The 16,945-nt window shown below is 72.2% G+C and carries 14 protein-coding genes; 4 read left to right on the top strand and 10 right to left on the bottom strand.

The genetic code is table 11. The annotated features are described in order from the left end of the window. The first annotated feature begins 442 nt into the window (after window positions 1-442). Window positions 443-1,066 (top strand): hypothetical protein, encoded by a 624-nt coding sequence (locus ABIC30_RS07090; RefSeq protein ID WP_354454533.1) that lies wholly within the window; start codon window positions 443-445, stop codon window positions 1,064-1,066. Between the two features lie 481 nt (window positions 1,067-1,547). Here the strand turns inward: ABIC30_RS07090 and ABIC30_RS07085 are convergent, their stop codons facing one another. After that, window positions 1,548-1,661, bottom strand: a complete 114-nt coding sequence (locus tag ABIC30_RS07085; RefSeq protein WP_354454531.1) for a helix-turn-helix domain-containing protein — start codon at window positions 1,659-1,661, stop codon at window positions 1,548-1,550. A 29-nt stretch (window positions 1,662-1,690) separates the two neighbouring features. On the opposite strand from ABIC30_RS07085, the gene ABIC30_RS07080 reads away from it, so the two are divergent. Continuing rightward, a complete protein-coding gene (locus ABIC30_RS07080; RefSeq protein ID WP_091927615.1) occupies window positions 1,691-2,923 on the top strand; it encodes a DUF3095 domain-containing protein in 1,233 nt (410 codons plus the stop codon). On the opposite strand, the gene ABIC30_RS07075 is transcribed toward ABIC30_RS07080, so the two are convergent. The 8 genes from ABIC30_RS07075 to ABIC30_RS07040 all read right to left on the bottom strand — a co-directional run bounded on the left by ABIC30_RS07075 (window position 2,908) and on the right by ABIC30_RS07040 (window position 12,567). After that, window positions 2,908-4,734, bottom strand: a complete 1,827-nt coding sequence (locus tag ABIC30_RS07075) for a saccharopine dehydrogenase family protein (RefSeq protein ID WP_354454529.1) — start codon at window positions 4,732-4,734, stop codon at window positions 2,908-2,910. The genes ABIC30_RS07080 and ABIC30_RS07075 overlap by 16 nt on opposite strands. Further along, entirely contained in the window at window positions 4,731-5,450 is a 720-nt protein-coding gene (locus tag ABIC30_RS07070; RefSeq protein ID WP_331299249.1) for a DUF4166 domain-containing protein, read from the bottom strand. Before ABIC30_RS07070 ends, ABIC30_RS07075 begins: the two co-directional genes overlap by 4 nt. A gap of 56 nt (window positions 5,451-5,506) precedes the next feature. Next, window positions 5,507-6,064: a GbsR/MarR family transcriptional regulator gene (locus tag ABIC30_RS07065; RefSeq protein WP_056530495.1), complete on the bottom strand. Its 558-nt coding sequence runs from the start codon at window positions 6,062-6,064 to the stop codon at window positions 5,507-5,509. Window positions 6,065-6,301: 237 nt separating this feature from the next. Then, window positions 6,302-6,694: a CopM family metallochaperone gene (gene copM, locus ABIC30_RS07060; RefSeq protein WP_020094868.1), complete on the bottom strand. Its 393-nt coding sequence runs from the start codon at window positions 6,692-6,694 to the stop codon at window positions 6,302-6,304. 22 nt (window positions 6,695-6,716) lie between these two features. After that, complete coding sequence (locus tag ABIC30_RS07055) at window positions 6,717-7,082, bottom strand: hypothetical protein (RefSeq protein WP_020094869.1); 366 nt, start codon at window positions 7,080-7,082, stop codon at window positions 6,717-6,719. A 60-nt stretch (window positions 7,083-7,142) separates the two neighbouring features. Further along, a complete protein-coding gene (locus ABIC30_RS07050; RefSeq protein ID WP_103985129.1) occupies window positions 7,143-10,292 on the bottom strand; it encodes an efflux RND transporter permease subunit in 3,150 nt (1,049 codons plus the stop codon). Between the two features lie 11 nt (window positions 10,293-10,303). Further along, window positions 10,304-12,031: an efflux RND transporter periplasmic adaptor subunit gene (locus ABIC30_RS07045; RefSeq protein ID WP_103985130.1), complete on the bottom strand. Its 1,728-nt coding sequence runs from the start codon at window positions 12,029-12,031 to the stop codon at window positions 10,304-10,306. An 86-nt stretch (window positions 12,032-12,117) separates the two neighbouring features. Beyond that, window positions 12,118-12,567 (bottom strand): hypothetical protein, encoded by a 450-nt coding sequence (locus tag ABIC30_RS07040; RefSeq protein WP_020094872.1) that lies wholly within the window; start codon window positions 12,565-12,567, stop codon window positions 12,118-12,120. Between the two features lie 723 nt (window positions 12,568-13,290). Between ABIC30_RS07040 and chrA the strand changes: the two genes are divergently transcribed. Then, entirely contained in the window at window positions 13,291-14,535 is a 1,245-nt protein-coding gene (gene chrA / locus ABIC30_RS07035) for a chromate efflux transporter (RefSeq protein WP_502915825.1), read from the top strand. Between the two features lie 338 nt (window positions 14,536-14,873). On the opposite strand, the gene ABIC30_RS07030 is transcribed toward chrA, so the two are convergent. Then, window positions 14,874-15,077 carry a hypothetical protein gene (locus ABIC30_RS07030; protein WP_128083351.1) on the bottom strand — a complete coding sequence of 68 codons (204 nt, stop codon included), beginning with the start codon at window positions 15,075-15,077 and terminating at the stop codon, window positions 14,874-14,876. A gap of 410 nt (window positions 15,078-15,487) precedes the next feature. On the opposite strand from ABIC30_RS07030, the gene ABIC30_RS07025 reads away from it, so the two are divergent. Then, a complete protein-coding gene (locus ABIC30_RS07025) occupies window positions 15,488-16,927 on the top strand; it encodes an 8'-apo-carotenoid 13,14-cleaving dioxygenase (RefSeq protein ID WP_234083283.1) in 1,440 nt (479 codons plus the stop codon). The last annotated feature ends 18 nt before the right edge of the window (window positions 16,928-16,945 follow it).

The following is a 16,945-nucleotide window of genomic DNA, read 5'->3' as shown; positions in this document are numbered from 1 at the left end:
CTATAACGGTGGACCGCACAATCGGGCTTGCCTTCATAGGTCAGCGCATGATTCAATAGGCGGGTAGCGACGCCCGTCGTCCTACCCATATCATCGCGTGGCGACCAACCTAACGCGACGGATACGAGCGGCAGTGAGAGCACACGTGCTCCCACCGCCCCAACCGGAACCGGAAGTAGTCCGTAACGGACACCGGCTTCGGATACGTACAAACCACAGCCATGTGATTCGTCCTCCGGGGTGCCAGGGTCAAGCCTGGCCTCCGGGGGCGCCTTCGCGCGCACCCCGCGCGTCGATGCGCGCATAAGTGGACGTGAGGACGACGGGCGTCATCCAGAAGACTGACAGCGAGGCGGCTATACGTCAAGCGCATCGGCTATCGGTTGCGCATATCGACAACGACGCCCTTTCCACGCCGCCGACCACATGATACATCTGAGGCATGTCAACCCCTGCGATCATGAAAATGGTCTCTGAGAAGCGGGCCGCGCTCGTCGCGCAAAGGCGCGCGGTGGAGCTGCTTGAGGCCGAGCTTAGCGGGATGGAGGCCATCCTTGCTATGATCCCCCAGACGCCGCTCTCATCCGGAAAGGGCAGCGAGACTGAAGACCGCGCCATAGGAGTTGTCGTCTCGCGGTCTGGCGGTCGACAGCCGGGGGCTATTTCTAATAAATGGAAGCGGCATCTTCTCGCCCTTGATGAGAACAAGGCTGCATTTAATCTTGAAGACATTATAGAACTTGTTGCAGAGCGCGAAGGTCGCAATATGCGCCCCAGCGAGGTGAAACGTATTTTCGATAAATACGTTGATCAGGGACACGTTACTGAGGCCGATGACATGTACATGGTCCCGGACTCAACTATTCATAAGTTTAAGGCCGCGCTGCGAGAGGCTGGGGCTGATCTTTCTGACGAGGACGATTCAGTGATCGGACCCGTCAGTAAAAATGACAGCGAAGATAAACAGCAGCCTACTAGCGGCTATGATGTGGATGACGATATCCCATTTGAAGCGCCAGCCTCTAAGCGAGGCGGGTATGACTTGGATGATGACATACCATTTTGACAGGTGATTCAGCCTTCCGGCGGGGTTCGCTTCGGCAAGGCAGATAGCAGTCGGGCCGGTCACTCCCTTTGCAGAGGGAATGCCGGCCCGGCCAGGACCACCCACAGCGAACGCTTCCGGCTTGGAAGCACAGCACCGTGCGCGGCTCACACGCTTAACGTCGCACTTTAGAAGCTGATTTTCAAGCCGGCGGCATCCCGACCAACCGCTTCTGCGGAGGATGCTTTATGGCTGCTGAGTTCCCCTGCGATCACCTAACCGCCTGCCACATACTTCACGCCGTATTCGTGCTCGGCTGGAGCCAAGGCAGGACTTCCCACTATTTCTGCGTTAACGGCGGTACGGTCTCTAAGATCGTGCGCGGCCTCTCCCATCAGGGAGCAGCGCCGGTTCCGTTCTAGTCTGAGGCGGCGTCCGTCCCGGCGTAAATGATCCCGGCTGGCTTATCCGTGAGGGTAGCGCTGGCCTCCTCAAACGCGCGCTACATCGCCAGCATGTTGTTGGTGATCGGCGTGCGGATGCCGTTCTCAAACTGACGGATCGTGCTCAGCCCGATATTGGCGCGCTTGGAGAGGTCGGTTTGCGACCAATCCAATCATCTCCGCTGCGCCGAGGAGCAGGGCGATGGCGGTGGGGACATCGATGGGTGCAGGTCAGGAACGCGAACCGGCGACACGCCGCGCGGCCCCGGATTTCTACGACAGCCTGCCCCGGTTCACCGCCTTCTCCAGCCTCATGGATCCAGGCCTCTACCGGCCCCTGCCCGCGGATTGGTGGCTCGGCGTGGCCGATGTCGTCGGCTCTCGGCAGCAGATCGGGCTTGGCCGCTACAAGGCGGTGAATGCGGCCGGCGCAGCCATCATCACGGCGGTCTCCAACGCACTCGGCCGGCGCGAATTCCCCTTCGTCTTCGGCGGCGACGGGGCCAGTTTCGCCGTCGCCCCGGACGACGCGGACGCCGCGAGAGACGCGCTGGCGGCGACGGCCAGCTGGGTCCGCGAGGCGCTGCAACTGGAGCTGCGCACCGCTCTCGTGCCGGTCTCGGCCGTGCGCGATCGCGCGCTCGACGTGCGCGTGGCGCGCTACGCGCCCAGCGCCCACGTTTCCTATGCCATGTTCAGCGGAGGTGGGCTGCCCTGGGCAGAGGCGGCCATGAAGGCCGGCGACCACGCTATCGCACCGGCCGAGGCCGGCACCCAGCCCGACCTGACCGGCCTCTCCTGCCGCTGGCAGGAGATCCGTCCCCGGCACGAGCTGATGCTCTCGCTCATGCTCGTGCCCCAGCACAGCGGCGACGCGCCGGCCTTCCGGCAACTCGTGCAGGAGCTCCTGCAGAGGCTCGAGATCAGCGCCGAGGTCGCGCGCCCGATGCAGGACGCGGGACCGGAGATGCGCGGACCGTGGGCGGGACTGGACCTCGAACTGCGCGCGATGCCGGGCTCTCGCAGGAGCCGCTTCTGGGCCAAGTTCCGCCTCGCGGCGCGATCGATACCGGAATACCTGATCTACCGCACGGGCGCGCGGGTCGGCGCGTTCGATCCCGCCGTTCTGCGGCGCGAGATCGTGGGCAACACAGATTTCCGCAAGTACGATGACGCGCTGCGGATGACGCTGGATTGCACCCGCGCCTTCGCCGATCGACTCGAGGCGGAGCTCGCCGGCGCGGAGGCGCAGGGGATCTGCCATTTCGGCCTGCAGCGCCAGGCGGCTGCGCAGTTGACCTGCATCAGCCCTCCGGTCCCCGGCAGCGGGCACATGCATTTCATCGACGGTGCCGGTGGTGGCTATGCCGCGGCGGCCGCGAATCTGAAGGGTCGCGCGGCCGATGGCGGTGCCTCGGCTCAGACCCGCCCGTGACGCGGCTCCGGACCGTGCCCGCTGCGGGACGGGGCGCGGGCGCGCGATGACGCGATCGGCAGGGCGGTTACCGGCCCGGGATCCCCGCCGGGTGGCCGGGATGGGCCCTGTGCCGGATGTCCGCTCCGAGGCGGCGCGGTCGGCTCTGCGCCCGGGACGAAGCCGGATCGACTCCTTGCGCGATCGTCCGTGTCGAGCCAGCCGCGGTAATGCACCACCAGCCCGACGCGTGGCAGGGCGATCGAGACGTCGAAGCGGAACAACCCCGCCTCCTCCCACTCGCGGGCGGCGGTGCGGGGTGCGAGCGCCAGCGGCAGGGGCAGCCGCGCGACGGACCAGCCGCGCAGCACCATGCGCAGGCCGCCGCCCTCGGGCGCGAGGTCGAACCTGAAGCGGAGCGGGCCGAACCGCTCCACGACGCAGCCGCGCTCTTCGGAGAACGCGCTCGTGAACCGGCGACCGGAGAACGCGCGCGTCCAGCGCTCCACCCCGCGCGCCTCGCTGAAGCCGACGTGGAGATCGTGCGCGCCCGCGACCGGCAATCCGAGGAGGGCCGCGAGGCCGCGCGCGACGGGGTGGCGGCCCCGTCGCACGACGGCGCGGCCGTGCGCCCCCGCCTCGCGCAGCACGCCGTGCAGGGCCGCGACGCGCGGCGCGAGTTCGGCGAAGCGCGGACCCAGGACGCGCGCGTAGAGCGCATCGGCCTGTCCCGACTCCCGCACGTCGTGGCGGATCGACAGGCGCGCGAAGCTCGGCTCGAAATCGGACAGGTCGAGCGCGGTCCCGGCGTCGCGCGCCCCGGGCGCGATCGCACCGTCCAGGATCCGCTCGGCCAGGATCGCCGCCGGCAGCACCGGGATCTCCGGGCCATGACCGTCGGCCGCCAGGAGGGTCCAGCGCCGTTCGACGCGGCGCCCTGCGGCGGTGCCGAACATCCGGACGACCATGCCGGACCGATCCGAGCCCCAGCGCGCGGTCAGCCGCTGCGCCAGGAGAAGCCCGCGCGCGAGCCCCTGCAGGGACGGGATCCAGCCCCAGCGCACCGGCCAGCTCGCGCACCAGAGGCCGATCGTCTGCACCGCGAGTTCGGTCCCGGCCCTGAAGCTGACCGCCGGCCGGCCCGGAAGCCGATCGGGCAGGAGGTCGAGGTCCGGGACGTCCGCCAGGGCCAGCCAGCGGCGGCCGAGGGACGCGCCGTCGGACAGGGCGAAGCGCTCGCGCCGCAACGCCTGCCAGCCGACACCCACCGACCAGCGCTGTCCGCGCCAGAGCCGGATCGGCCGGCCCACGTAGCTCAGGATGGCCGCGGCGACCGACGTCCCGGCGGTCGCGCGGTTCGAGGCGCTGATCGCGATCTCCACGGCCGTGACCACGTCCATCCCCTGCGCCAGGCGCCGGGCGACGGCACCGGACAAGGCGGGGACGCTCGATGCACCGGAGAGGATCGCGACGCCGGCCGCGCGTGCGGCGGCGTCGAGCCGGCCGATGCCGGTCACGAACGCCCGGCCGTCCGCGAGATCGAGGTACGGGATCGCCGCGGCGATACAGGCCCGGGGCAGAGCGTAGCCGCTGCCCTGGAAGGGGCCGGCCGCATCGATCACGAGGTCGGGACGGACGCGTTCCAGCAGGGGCGCGACGGCACCGCTGCGGTCGGCCTGAAGGGGACGGCACGGGGGATGGGCCGCGCAGAACGCCTCGGCCCGCGCCAGGCGGCGGCCCGCGACGACCACGTCGTGACCGGCCTCCGCGAGCCGCCGCGACAGGCGAGCCCCGAAGCCGCCGTACCCGCCGAAGACCAGGATCGTGCTCACGCCGCCTCTCCCTGCCCCGCCGGCTCGGCGTCCTGGAAGACCGCTTCCTGGTGGATCAGCCGCCCGAACCAGGGGTGGGCGATGTCGAGGATGAAGCGGAAGGCGCCCGGCGCCGCGTCACCGCCGGCATCGGCGTGGGTGACGGTGAGCGCGCCGGGGGTGAGCCAGCCCGGCAGGTGCAGGCGACGCCCCAGGCAGGCGATGAAGTAGCGGTGGCTGCGAAACGTCAGCGCCCCGTCCTCGACCGCCACCGTGAGGCTCATGCCGACGCCGGCGCCGACATGCTCCTCCAGGCCGGTGGGACCGGCGAAGCGCTTGGCCGAGTGGATCACCTGCGGGAAGCCGGAGGCACGGGCGTACAGCCGCGTCCAGACCTGACCGCCGCCATCCGGGTCCTCGGTGACGGTGACGACGCCGGCGCGGCCGGTCTGGCGTTCCAGAGGCAGCGGGCCGCCGACCAGCCGCGTCGCCTGCGCGACGAGCCAGCCGAAGCGGCTGACGTCCATCGCGACGACGTGGCCGACATAGACCGCGCTCGCCCCCTGCGCGAGCCGCTTCCCGAAGCGGCGGCGCACGGCCGGCGACAGGCTCGCCCACGCGCGTTCCGGGATCAGGGCCCGGAAGCGCAGGTCCAGCAGGTCGCCCGGCTCGGTGAGCGACCGGGCGGGGGAGAACGCGCGGGACGGCCCCGCATCGGCTCGACGGACATGTCCCATCGCGGTCACCTGGGCCCCTCGATCGATTCGCCTCCCCGAGGACGACCCTCGGATCGTCACTCAGCCTTGGCCGGCAGGAACTTCACGATCCGGCCGCCCAGCCGGATGAGCTTGGCCAGCGTGCCCCTGGGCACGTTGAGCATCTGGCCGTACCAGCGCTCCATCGACTCGGTGAAGTCGAGCATCGCGCGCAGGCGCCGCTTGGCGACCGCCCCGAGCGCCGGGTCCGCGTCCGCTTCGGCGACGCAGGCGCGCAGGGCCGCGATGGCGGGATCGATCTCGCGCTCCTTGCGGCCGGCGGCGATGCGCGTGACCATCTCCCAGAGGTCGGTCTCGGCGGCGAAGTGGTCGCGGCGCTCGCCCATCACCGGCACGCGGCGGATCAGGTTCCAGCCGAGCAGCTCGCGCAGGGAATTCGAGACGTTCGACCGCGCGATGCCGAGCATGCCGGCGATGTCCTCGGCGGCGAGAGGGCGCTCGGAGAGGTAGAGGAGCGCGTGGATCTGCGCGACCGAGCGGTTGACGCCCCACTGGCCGCCCAGATCGCCCCAGTGCAGCACGAAGCGCTCGACCGCGGCCGGCAGGGGGCTCGGCATGTCTGTTATTTCTGTCATGACAGAAATAACAGACCAGAACGAACACGCTGTCAAGCGGCCGGGATCGCGGGCTGTCGACGCTCGGCCGGGTCCCGGTCGCGCCGCCAGGGCGGGACCGGGCATCCCGTCCCGCGCCTGACCGGGAACGGCGCCCGCGTCAGGCGCGGGGGCGCCTCGCCCCGCTCCGGCGCCGCGTGAGGCACCTCCATCGGGGCGGGCCGGAACCGCCCCGGTCTCCGGTCCCGGCGCGGGCGGCTACTGGCCGTGCCGCTTCAGCCACGCCTCCATGTCGGAGATCTCCTTCTCCTGATCGTCGATGATCTTCTGCGCCATCGCCTTGGTGGCCGGATCCTTGGCGTGCGTCAGCGCGACCTTGGCCATGGCGACCGCGCCCCTGTGGTGCGGGATCATGTGCCTGCGGAAGTCGACGTCGGCATCGCCGGTATAGGGGACGTCCATGTCCTTCATCATCGCCGTGTCAGCGGCCTTGAACGCCTTGGTCGAGGCGTCGTCCTTCGGGTTCGGCTTCATCGAGCCCATGTCCTTGCCGGACATGGAGCCGTGGTCGTGCATGCCCTGCGCCAGGGCCGCCCCGGCCAGCCCGGTCGACAGCAGGGCGGCGGCGAGAAGGGTGCGGAGGTGCGTCATGGATCGTTCTCTCCCGGTGGGGTCAGTTGAACTTGCCGCTGGCGGTCGCGCCGTCCGGGCCGGTGAGCTGCACCGCGCCCTTGGGGCTCGCGCCGAGCGCGGTCGCGGCCTTGCCGGTCATGCGGTTGCCGTCGGCGGGCTCGAGCGGCACGCGGGTCGGCTTGCCGCCGACGACGAGGATGGCGGTGCCCTTGAAACCGGCGGCCGGGACCGGCTTCTGGCCCTCGTCGGACAGGAACACGTCGACGGCCTCGCCCTTGGCGACGAGCTCGACGTGGAACCTGCCGGCATCCGTCACACGGCCACCGTGCTGGCCGGCGGTCTCGTGGGCGCAGACGGCGGACGCGGCGAGGAGGGCGGCGATCAGGGCCAGTCTCGGTAGGATCATCCCGGTTCTCCTGGGTTGTGCGGGTCAGTCGGGTTGTGCGGGTCAGTCGGGTTGTGCGGGTCAGTAGGCCTCGGCCGGGCGCGGGCGCGCGCCGTCCGGGGATGGGTGGGCCGGCGTGTCGGCGTGGAGGGCGCGCAGCCGCTCCAGGGGCGCGCGGCCGAAGCGCAGGAACAGGACGGGGGTCAGGACGGTGTCGAGCAGCGTCGCGCTGACGAGGCCGCCGAAGATCGTCACCGCCACCGGGTGCAGGATCTCCTTGCCCGGGCTCGCCGGGTCGTAGAGCAGCGGCACCAGCGCGACGCCGGCGGCGAGCGCCGTCATCAGCACCGGGGTGAGCCGCTCCAGGCTGCCGCGCACCACGAGGTCGGGCCCGAACGGCACGCCCTCGTGCAGCGACAGGTTCAGGTAGTGGCTGATCTTCAGGATGCCGTTGCGCGCCGTGATGCCGGTCAGCGTGATGAAGCCGATCATCGACGCCACCGACAGCGGCTGCCCGGCCAGCCACAGGGCGACCACCGAGCCGATCAGCGCCAGGGGCACGTTGCCCATGATGATCAGGGCGAGCGCCGCCGACCTGTAGCGGCTGAACAGGATGGCGAAGACGAGCGCCAAGGACACCGCGGAGAGCACCGCGATGGTCCGGCTGGCCTCCTCCTGCGCCTGGAAGGTCCCCTCCAGGCTGGTGAAGAAGCCCGGTGGCAGCGGCTCCTTCGCCACCGCCTCGCGGATGGCCGCCACGACGGTGGCCATGTCGCGCCCGCCGTCGGTGTTGGCCTGCACCACGATGCGGCGCCGGGCGTTCTCGCGCAGGATCTGGTTCGGCCCGTCCGTCTCGCGGATGTCGGCCACCTGGCGCGCCGGCACCCAGCCCGAGGGCGTCTCCAGAAGGAGGTCGCCCAGGCCCGCGGTGGTCCGGCGGTCCTCGGACAGGCGCAGCACCACGTCGAAGCGGCGCACGCCGTCGACCACCGTCGAGACCACGCGCCCGTTCGAGAGGCGGCTGATCTGCTCGACCACGGCCGCGGGCTGCACCCCGTAGAGGGCCGCCCGCGTGTAGTCGACGCGGACCTCGAGCTGCGGGATGCGGACCTGGCGCTCCACCTGCAGGTCGGCGAGGCCGGGGATCGCCGCCATCCGGTCGCGCAGGGCATTCGCGACCCGCCGCAGGGCGTCGAGATCCTCCCCGTACACCTTGAGCGCGATCTCGGCGCGCACGCCCGAGAGCATGTGGTCGAGCCGGTGCGAGATCGGCTGGGCGACGTTGACGGCGACCGGCAGGGCCGCGAGGCGCCCGCGGATATCGGCGACCAGCGCCTCCTTCGGGCGCTCGGCACCCGCGTCGAGGGCCACCTCGATCTCGGAGGCATGGACGCCCTCGGCGTGCTCGTCGAGTTCGGCCCGCCCGGTCCGGCGGCCCACCGTCCTCACGCCCGGGATGTCGAGCAGCAGCTTCTCGGCGATCAGCCCGACCCGGTTGCTCTCGGCGAGCGAGATGCCCGGGTTGAAGGTCATGTTGACCGTGAACGAGCCCTCGTTGAACGGCGGCAGGAAGGCCCGCGGCAGGGTCCAGGCCGCGACGCCGGCGGCGACCACCGCGACCGCGACCGTGCCGACGAGCAGGCCCTGGTGCCGGAACGCGACCCGCAGCAGGGCGGCGTTGCCGCGTTTGAGCCGCTTCAGGAGTCGGCTGTCGTGCTCCTCCAGCGTCTTCAGGCCGGGCAGCAGCAGGGACGCCAGCACCGGGGTCAGGGTGATGGAGGTGAGCAGGCTCGCCAGGATGGAGATGATGTAGGCCTCGCCCAGCGGGGCGAAGAGGCGACCCTCGATGCCCGAAAGGGCGAAGAGCGGCACGAACACCAGGATGATGATGAGCGTCGCGTAGACGATGCCCGAGCGAACCTCGTTCGAGGCCTCCACCACCACCTGGAGCACGCCTCTCGGGTTGCCCGCCCGCCGGTTGTCGCCGAGCCGTCGGTAGATGTTCTCCACGTCCACCACCGCGTCGTCGACGAGCTCGCCGATGGCGATGGCCAGCCCCCCGAGCGTCATCGTGTTGATGGACAGCCCGAACAGGTGGAACACCGCCGCGGTCGTCAGCACCGAGACCGGGATGGCCAGCAGCGAGATGGCCGTCGTCCGCACGTTCAGCAGGAAGGCCAACAGCACCACCGCCACCACCAGCACGGCCTCGACGAGGACGCGCGCGACGTTGCGGATCGAGGTCTCGATGAAGTCGGCTTGGCGGAACAGGACTCGGTCGGCCCTGATGCCGGACGGCAGGGTCGGGCCCATCTCCTTCAGGGCGGTCTCGATGCTGCGGGTGAGCCGCACCGTGTCGACGTCCGGCTGCTTCTCGACCGAGACGATGACCGCGGGCCTCGCCATGTAGCCGGCGTCGCCGCGCTTGACCTTCGCGGCGAAGGAGACCTCGGCGACCTGCCTCAGGTGGACGGGCGCGTCGTTGACCGTCGCGACCACCAGGCTGCGCAGGTCGTCGAGGCTCATGGTCCGGCCGATGTTCCGGATCAGGTACTCGCGCGCGTTCTGGTCGGTGAAGCCGCCGCCGGCGTTGGTGCCGAACCGGGCGAGCGCCGCCTCGAGCTGCGCGTTCGTGACGGCGAGCGCGCGCATGGCGGCCGGGTTCGGGCTGACCCGGAACTGGCGCACCTCGCCGCCGATGGGGATGACCTGCGCGACGCCCGGGATGGTCAGCAGCCGCGGCCGGATCGTGAAGTCGGCGACCTCGCGCACCTGCATGGGGGTCGCGGTGTCGCCCGTGACCGCCACCAGCAGGATCTGGCCCATGATCGAGGAGATCGGGCCCATGACCGGGGTCACGCTCCGGGGCAGTTGGTCCTGCACCAGGGCGAGGCGCTCCGCGACCTGCTGCCGGTTCCGGTAGATGTCCGTGCCCCAGTCGAACTCGACGTAGGTGATGGACAATCCCACGCCGGAGACCGAGCGCACCCGGGTAACGCCCGGCAGACCGTTCATCCGGGTCTCGATGGGGTAGGTGACGAGCTGCTCGACCTCCTGGGGCGCGTAGCCCTCGGCCTCCGTCATGATGGTGACGGTGGGCTTGTTGAGGTCGGGGAAGACGTCGACGGGCAGCTTGGTGGCGGTGAAGGCGCCGTAGAGCACGAGCACCGCGGCGAGCGCGAGGACGAGCAGGCGGTTGCGGACCGATTGTCCGACGAGGACGGTGAACATCGGCGGATTCCTCAGCGGACCTGGTCGAGGAGTTCGGCGCCCTGCGTCACGACCCGCTTGCCGGGCCCGACCCCCTCCGCCACCAGCACCCGGCCGCCGTCGAGGGGCTCGACGCGGACCGGCCGCGCCTCGAAGCGCTCGGCGGTGGTGTGCTCGTAGACGACGTCCTGCCCGTTCCCCGCGCGCACGACCGCCGCGCGCGGCAGCGCCAGCCCGGCCTGCTCGGTGTCGGTCCCGGCGAGCACGGTGACGAACTGCCCGACCCGCAGGCCCGAGGCGTCGCCCTGGACGGCGAACTGCACCGGGATGGCCTGGTTGCGGTCGGCGAGGCCCGAACCCTGGTAGGCGAGCTTGAGGGTCCGGCCGTCGGCGAGCCGTGCCGTGGCGTCCTGCGCCGCCGCGAGGGCGTCGAAGCTCAGAGCCTCGACCCAGAGGCGGCTCGGATCGACGACCTGGAAGACCATCTGCCCGGGTGTGGCCATCTGACCGGCCACCGCCGCGGCCTGCGCGACGACGCCGTCGACCGGCGCGACGAGCGGTTCCGGCTCACGCCTGATCCTGTCGAGGGCCGTCCGTCGGTCCTGCAGGCCCTTGAGCTCGGCCAGGGCGTCGTCGAGCTGGGTCTGGGCCACGGCGCCGGTCAGGGCGAGCCGCCTGTAGCGGTCGACCCGGCGCTCGACGATGGAGATCTGCTGGTCGAGATCCCCTTGCGTCTGGCGCATGTCGGAGACGTCGACCGCCTGGATCGGCGGTGTGACCGTGGCCAGGATCTCGCCCTTGCGCACCCGCGTGCCGAGGCGCGGGAACAGTCCCGAGGGCGGAGGCGACAGGCGACCGCCGACCGAGGACTGCACGACGCCGCTGGCGTTCGGGTCCGGGATGATGCGGCCGGGCAGCTCGACCGAGCGGTGGAAGCTGCCCCGCTCGGTCACCGTCGTGCGCAGGGCGAGCAGGCGCTGGGTGGGCTTCGGAACGAAGACGGATCCGTCGGGCAGGCGCTGCGCGAGGTCCGACGCGGACGGCGCGGCCGGGCGCGTCCCGGTCAGCGCGGCCCCCCGCACGGGGGCTTCGCGGTCGTCGTCGCCGTGCGCGAAGGCGGCGGTACCCAGAACGAGGGTGATGCCGACGGCGATCAGCGCCGCCGTCGGGACGCCGCGGCGGCCCCGCGCGAGGGCGGTGACGAGGACGCCGAGCAGGAAGGCGACCGCGCCGACCAGGATCGGGTCCCCGGCGCCGAGGCGCTGGCGGACGCCGCGGGCGACCTCCGAGACGCGCGCGAGCGCCGCCCGTGCCGCGGCCGGCTCGGCGGGAATTGCGGCGCCGGCATCGGCCGGCACGGTCACCGTGACCGGCAGCACGTCGACCGCATCGCCGGCGGTGACCGTCGCGACGAGGTCGTGCCGGCCGGCCCTCGACAGCCACGGAGCCGGCAACGTGTAGCCGCCCCCGGGCGTGGCGCTGGCGGTCCTCGGGCCCTCGGGGGTCTCGACCTCGATCATCGCGCCGGTCACCGGCTCGTTCGTCCGGAAGCGGTCGAGGAACAGGGTCAAGGCGCCGTCGCGCGGGATGGCGACCAGCTCGAAGGCGTCGGAGAAGGCCTCGCCGCGCGGGGCGATGGTCTTCGAGACGGGGGGCGGGGCGGCGCCGTGATCGTGGCCCTCGTGGGCGCGGGCGGGCCCCGCCGGGACGGCGGCGAGCAGCGCCACCGCGCCGAGGGCGGCGGCAAGACGGGTCGACATGGAAACGGTATCCTCGCGATGGGGATGCCGGGCGCGGCCACGGGCGGGCGCACCTCGGGCGTCGCGCGCCTCGGGCGCGCCTCATCTCACGCGCGGGTTCGTGGGGGCTCGGGCAGGGCCTCGGGGCCGCGGCCGGTGCGGCCGGCGACGTCGCCCGGGACCAGCGTGACGGCGCCGAACAGGTCCGGCGACAGGCCAGGGGGCCCCCCGAGGACGCCGGTGGCGCAGCAGGCCATCGTCCCGCAACAGCGGGTCTCGCGGCCCGGACGACAGCACCCGTCCTCGGTCGGCTCGACGCGCGCCGCCGCGACGGTGGCGCGGGCGACCTTGGACCATGCCGGCGCCGCCGACCGGGCGGCGGGCGTCACCGGTACGGACGCGGCGACCGGGGCGACCGCCCTCGGCTGCGCCGCGGCCGCGCGGTGGCCGTGGTGGGCATGGCCCTCGTGGGCCTGGGCGGCGGACGGCGCGACGTAGGCGATGATCGCGAGGATCATCGCCGCCATCAGGCGCAGGATCTGCCGGTCCGGGCTCATGGGTACGGGATTACACCGGTTCTGGCGGCGGGACCATGTCCGCGGCCGGGACGTGGACGCCGACGTGAGATTCCGGTCGCTGCGGCGCCACCTCGGGCCGCCGCGAGCAGGGGCTCGGCGGGCAAGAAGGCCGCGGTGGCGCGCTTCGTCGCCAGGTCGACCTCTATGTCGACCTCGATCCGGGCGCCGGGCGCGACGGCTTGCACGGCGCGGGTCACGGACCCGGCGCAGCCGCCGCGCCCCGTCTTCCCGACCTCGAATCGGACCATGCGGCTCTCCTTCCGACGGCGTCCGGACGAGATGGGGGTTCCCACCGTTGGAAGGTCAAGGCCCGAGGTTTGCCCAGCTTCGCGCCCATCGAAGACCGAGACTCGTCCGGTGCCATCCCGCCCGGCCGGGATGGTATCCTGCGCCGGTCGTCCCACGCCCGGCCTCGCCGGCCTCGAGCGGAGCGGATCAGTCCCGCGAACGCCCCTGGCCCGCTCCGCCTGTTCGCGAGGACGTGACGGACGCGCTCCCGGCACGGCCGCCTGCGAACCGCGGAAACCGGTTGGGTCATCCTGGTGCGCCTGCTGGTAGGCCGGGTGGTAAGCTTGGTATTAGGCTCGGCGGTGTTCTTCCCGGACGGCATCCGGACGCTGCTCGACCCCGAGGTGCCCGGTGCCGGTCGTTGGACGCCAGCCACGCCCGCCCCTTCGCGACACGCCCGGACCCAGGCCGCCCATGACCGACGCCTCATCGTCCGCTGAGCCCGGGCGGCCCGAGTCCGCGTCCGCACGCGCGCCCGGTTCCGTGGGAGAGGTCTTCCGCGCCTTCCTCAAGCTCGGATTGACCGCGTTCGGCGGCCCCATCGCGCACCTGGGCTACTTCCGCGACGAGCTGGTCACCCGGCGCCGATGGCTGGACGAGCGCGGCTATGCCGACCTGGTGGCGCTGTGTCAGTTCCTGCCCGGGCCCGCCTCCAGCCAGGTCGGGTTCTCGCTCGGCGTGCTCCGCGGCGGCGGCCTCCTGGGCGGGCTCGCCGCCTGGGCGGGGTTCACGCTGCCCTCGGCCCTGCTGCTCCTGGCCTTCGCCTACGGCGCCGCGGCCCTGTCGGGTCCGGTCGCCGACGGCGTGATCCACGGTCTCAAGCTCGTCGCCGTGGCGGTCGTCGCGCAGGCGGTCTGGGGAATGGCCCGCTCCCTGGCACCGGACCGGCCGCGCGCCGGCATCGCGGTCGCGGCCCTGTTCCTCACGGTGTTCGTCGCGGGCTCGGTCGGGCAGCTCGGCGCCATCGCCCTCGGTGCCCTCGCCGGGCTCGTCCTCTGCCGGGCGGCACCGCAGGCGCAGGCGGGGCACCTCGCGGTCCCAGTGTCCCGGCGGGCCGGCGCCGCGGCGCTGGTCGCCTTCGCCCTGCTCCTCGTCGTGCCCCATCTGCTCGTCGCCGGCCTGCCATCCCAGGGCCTGGCGCTGTTCGACGCCATCTACCGCTCCGGCTCCCTGGTGTTCGGCGGCGGCCACGTGGTGCTGCCGCTGCTGCAGGCCGAGGTGGTCGCGCCGGGCTGGGTCGGCCCCGGCACCTTCCTCGCCGGGTACGGCGCCGCCCAGGCCGTGCCCGGCCCGCTGTTCACGTTCGCGGCCTACCTCGGCGCGGTCGCGGGGCCGTCGCCTCACGGCGTGGTCGGCGCGGCCATCGCGTTGGTCGCGATCTTCCTGCCGGGCGTGCTCCTGGTCTACGGCACGCTGCCCTACTGGGACGCGTTCCGGACGCGTCCGCTGGCCCAGGCTGCGATGCGCGGGACCAACGCGGCGGTGGTCGGAATCCTCGGTTCCGCGCTCTACGATCCCGTCTGGAGCAGCGCGGTCGGCAACCCGCGCGATTTCGCCGTGGCCGTGCTGGCGTTCGTGCTGCTGACGGTCGGTCGGGTGGCGCCGTGGATCGTCGTCGCGCTCACGGCCCTGGGCGGTGTCGCCCTCGCCTCGCTCTGACCGGAGCTGCCCTGACCCGATCGGCCCGCTCGACCCGGCCGACCTGAACCCGACCGACTTGGACCCGTCCTGGCCGGTGCGAGCGAGAGGATCGGCTTCGACCGAGGGAGCCGGACATGCGGCGCGGTCGGAAGACGAGCGCGGAGCAGGCGGTGCTGACGCTGCGCCGGATCGCTGTGCGGAACGGAACTGCCCCGTCCCCGTCGCGGAGCTTCGCTTCGGCTGCGCGCCCAGACCGGCGGCATCGCCGGCGGCAGCGGCGTCGGCCCCGGTCGCGATGGGCGGGCCCTGTGGGCCTGGAATGCGTCACAGGGCCCGCCACCTTCGAGGCGCCTCGGCTACGGCTTGTTGGCGGGAGCCGGATTCGTCGTCGTGGCCGGAGGCGCAGGGTTCGCCGGCGCCGTGCCGGCGGGAGGCGGAGGCGGCGGGGGGGTCTCGGCCTTCTTCTCGTCCTTGCAGGCCGTGAGCGCGAGCAAGCCGACGAGCGGCAGCAGATAGCGAATTCGCATGAGCGTTCCTCCTGTCTGGGCGATGTAGGCCATGAGGAACGTCACCCGGCCGCTGTTCGATCCAGCGCGCCGCGAGCCCGGCCCCTCGGACGATGCCGATTCATCGCGGGTCGCGGCAAGGCACGGCCATGGGCCCGATCCCGCGGGCCGGCAGGTCGGAACGACGCGGAGCGGACATCGCGAGAGCCGGCCTCGGGTCGGGAACAGGCGCGCCGGCAACGTCCGCGACCCTGGATCACCGCGCGGAGGCGGACCGTCGCGAGACCACCCGCATGCGTCACGCGCGCCGCCTCCGGTCGCAGCGGCATCCGGCAGCACGCCGCCTCACCGCTTTCGGCTATACTGCGCCGTGAAGCGCGTGCGGCGGCCTCCGGTGGCGAGGATCCGGACGGCCTCGCGTCGATGTCGCTCCTGCCCGCCGCCCCATCCTGGAAGCGCTGCCGATGCCGAATCGAGTCCAGTCGGCCTTCCGCGCGGCCGCCGAGTTCGGCGTCGGCCTGGTGGCGGCCTGCAACCGGCTGCGGCTGCCCAGGGCGGCGAATCCCTTCGTCGTCGGTGTCCACGCGCCGATGCGCGCGGAGCTGACGCTGGAGAACCTGCCGGTCACCGGGACGATCCCGCCCGGCCTCGACGGCCTCTATCTCAAGATGGGGGCGAACCCCGTCCGCGCGGCGACGCGGGGCCACGACTGGTTCCTCGGCGACGGCATGGTGCACGGTCTCGCGCTCGAGGGCGGCAGGGCGCTGTGGTATCGCAACCGCTGGATCGGCTCGCGCACGGCCGCCGCGGCGCTCGAGCGGCCCGCGGCGCCCGGGCCGCGGCGGGGCGGCAACGACACCGTCAACACCAACGTCGTCGCGATCGGCGACCGGATCTTCGCGGTGGTGGAGGCCGGCAGCTTCCCGGTCGAACTCTCGCCCACCCTGGAGGCTCAGCGCTACAACCCGTTCGACGGGACGCTGGCCGGCTCCTTCAGCGGGCACCCGCACCGCGACCCGCTGACCGGCGAGACGCACGCCGTCGCGTATGACGGCCGCGTCTGGGACAGCGTGCGCCACGTCGTCCTCGCCCCGAGCGGGCGGGTCGTGCGCGATGTGCCGGTCGCGGTCGCGCACGGCCCCTGCATCCACGATTGCGCGATCACGGCGCGCTTCGTGATCGTGCTGGACCTGCCGGTCACGTTCTCGTTCCGGGCCCTGCTCGCCGGGTACCGCTTCCCGTTCCGCTGGAACCCCGGCCACGGGGCCCGTGTCGGCCTCCTCCCGCGTCAGGGCGACGGCGCCGACATCGTCTGGTGCGCCGTCGAGCCCTGCTTCGTGTTCCACACCGCCAACGCCTACGACGACGCGGACGGGCGGGTGATCCTCGATGTCGTCGCCTACGGGACGGTGTTCGCCTCGGCCGGGGGCGGGCTCGACGCGCCGGGCCGGCTCGAGCGCTGGATCATCGACCCGTCGACGGGTCGGGTCGAGCGGCGCGTGATCGACGCGGCGGCGCAGGAATTCCCCCGCATCGATGAGCGGCGCCTCGGGCAGCGCCACCGCTACGTCTACACGGTCAGCGTGCCGGCCGACGGCAACACGCAGCTCGCCGGTGCGACGCAGCTCTACAAGCACGACCTCGAGACGGGCGCGCGCCACATGCACGACTTCGGTCCCGGTCACGTCCCGGGGGAGTTCGTCTTCGTGCCGGCGCGGACCGGGGCCGATGAGGACGAGGGCTGGCTCGTCGGGCTCGTGATCGACACCGCCGGCGACGTGACCGACTTCACCGTCCTCGACGCGCGGGCGTTCGACGCCCCTCCCCTCGCCCGGATCCGCCTCGGGCACCGGATCCCCCCGGGCTTCCACGGCAACTGGTTCCCGGCGCGCGCGCCGGCCTGAGAGACCGGGCGCGGTCCC

The organism is Methylobacterium sp. 1030 (assembly GCF_040544715.1).
Classification (GTDB): Bacteria; Pseudomonadota; Alphaproteobacteria; order Rhizobiales; family Beijerinckiaceae; genus Methylobacterium.
Note: the sequence above shows the minus strand (reverse complement) of the source record. Positions and strands in the feature narration are given on the sequence as shown.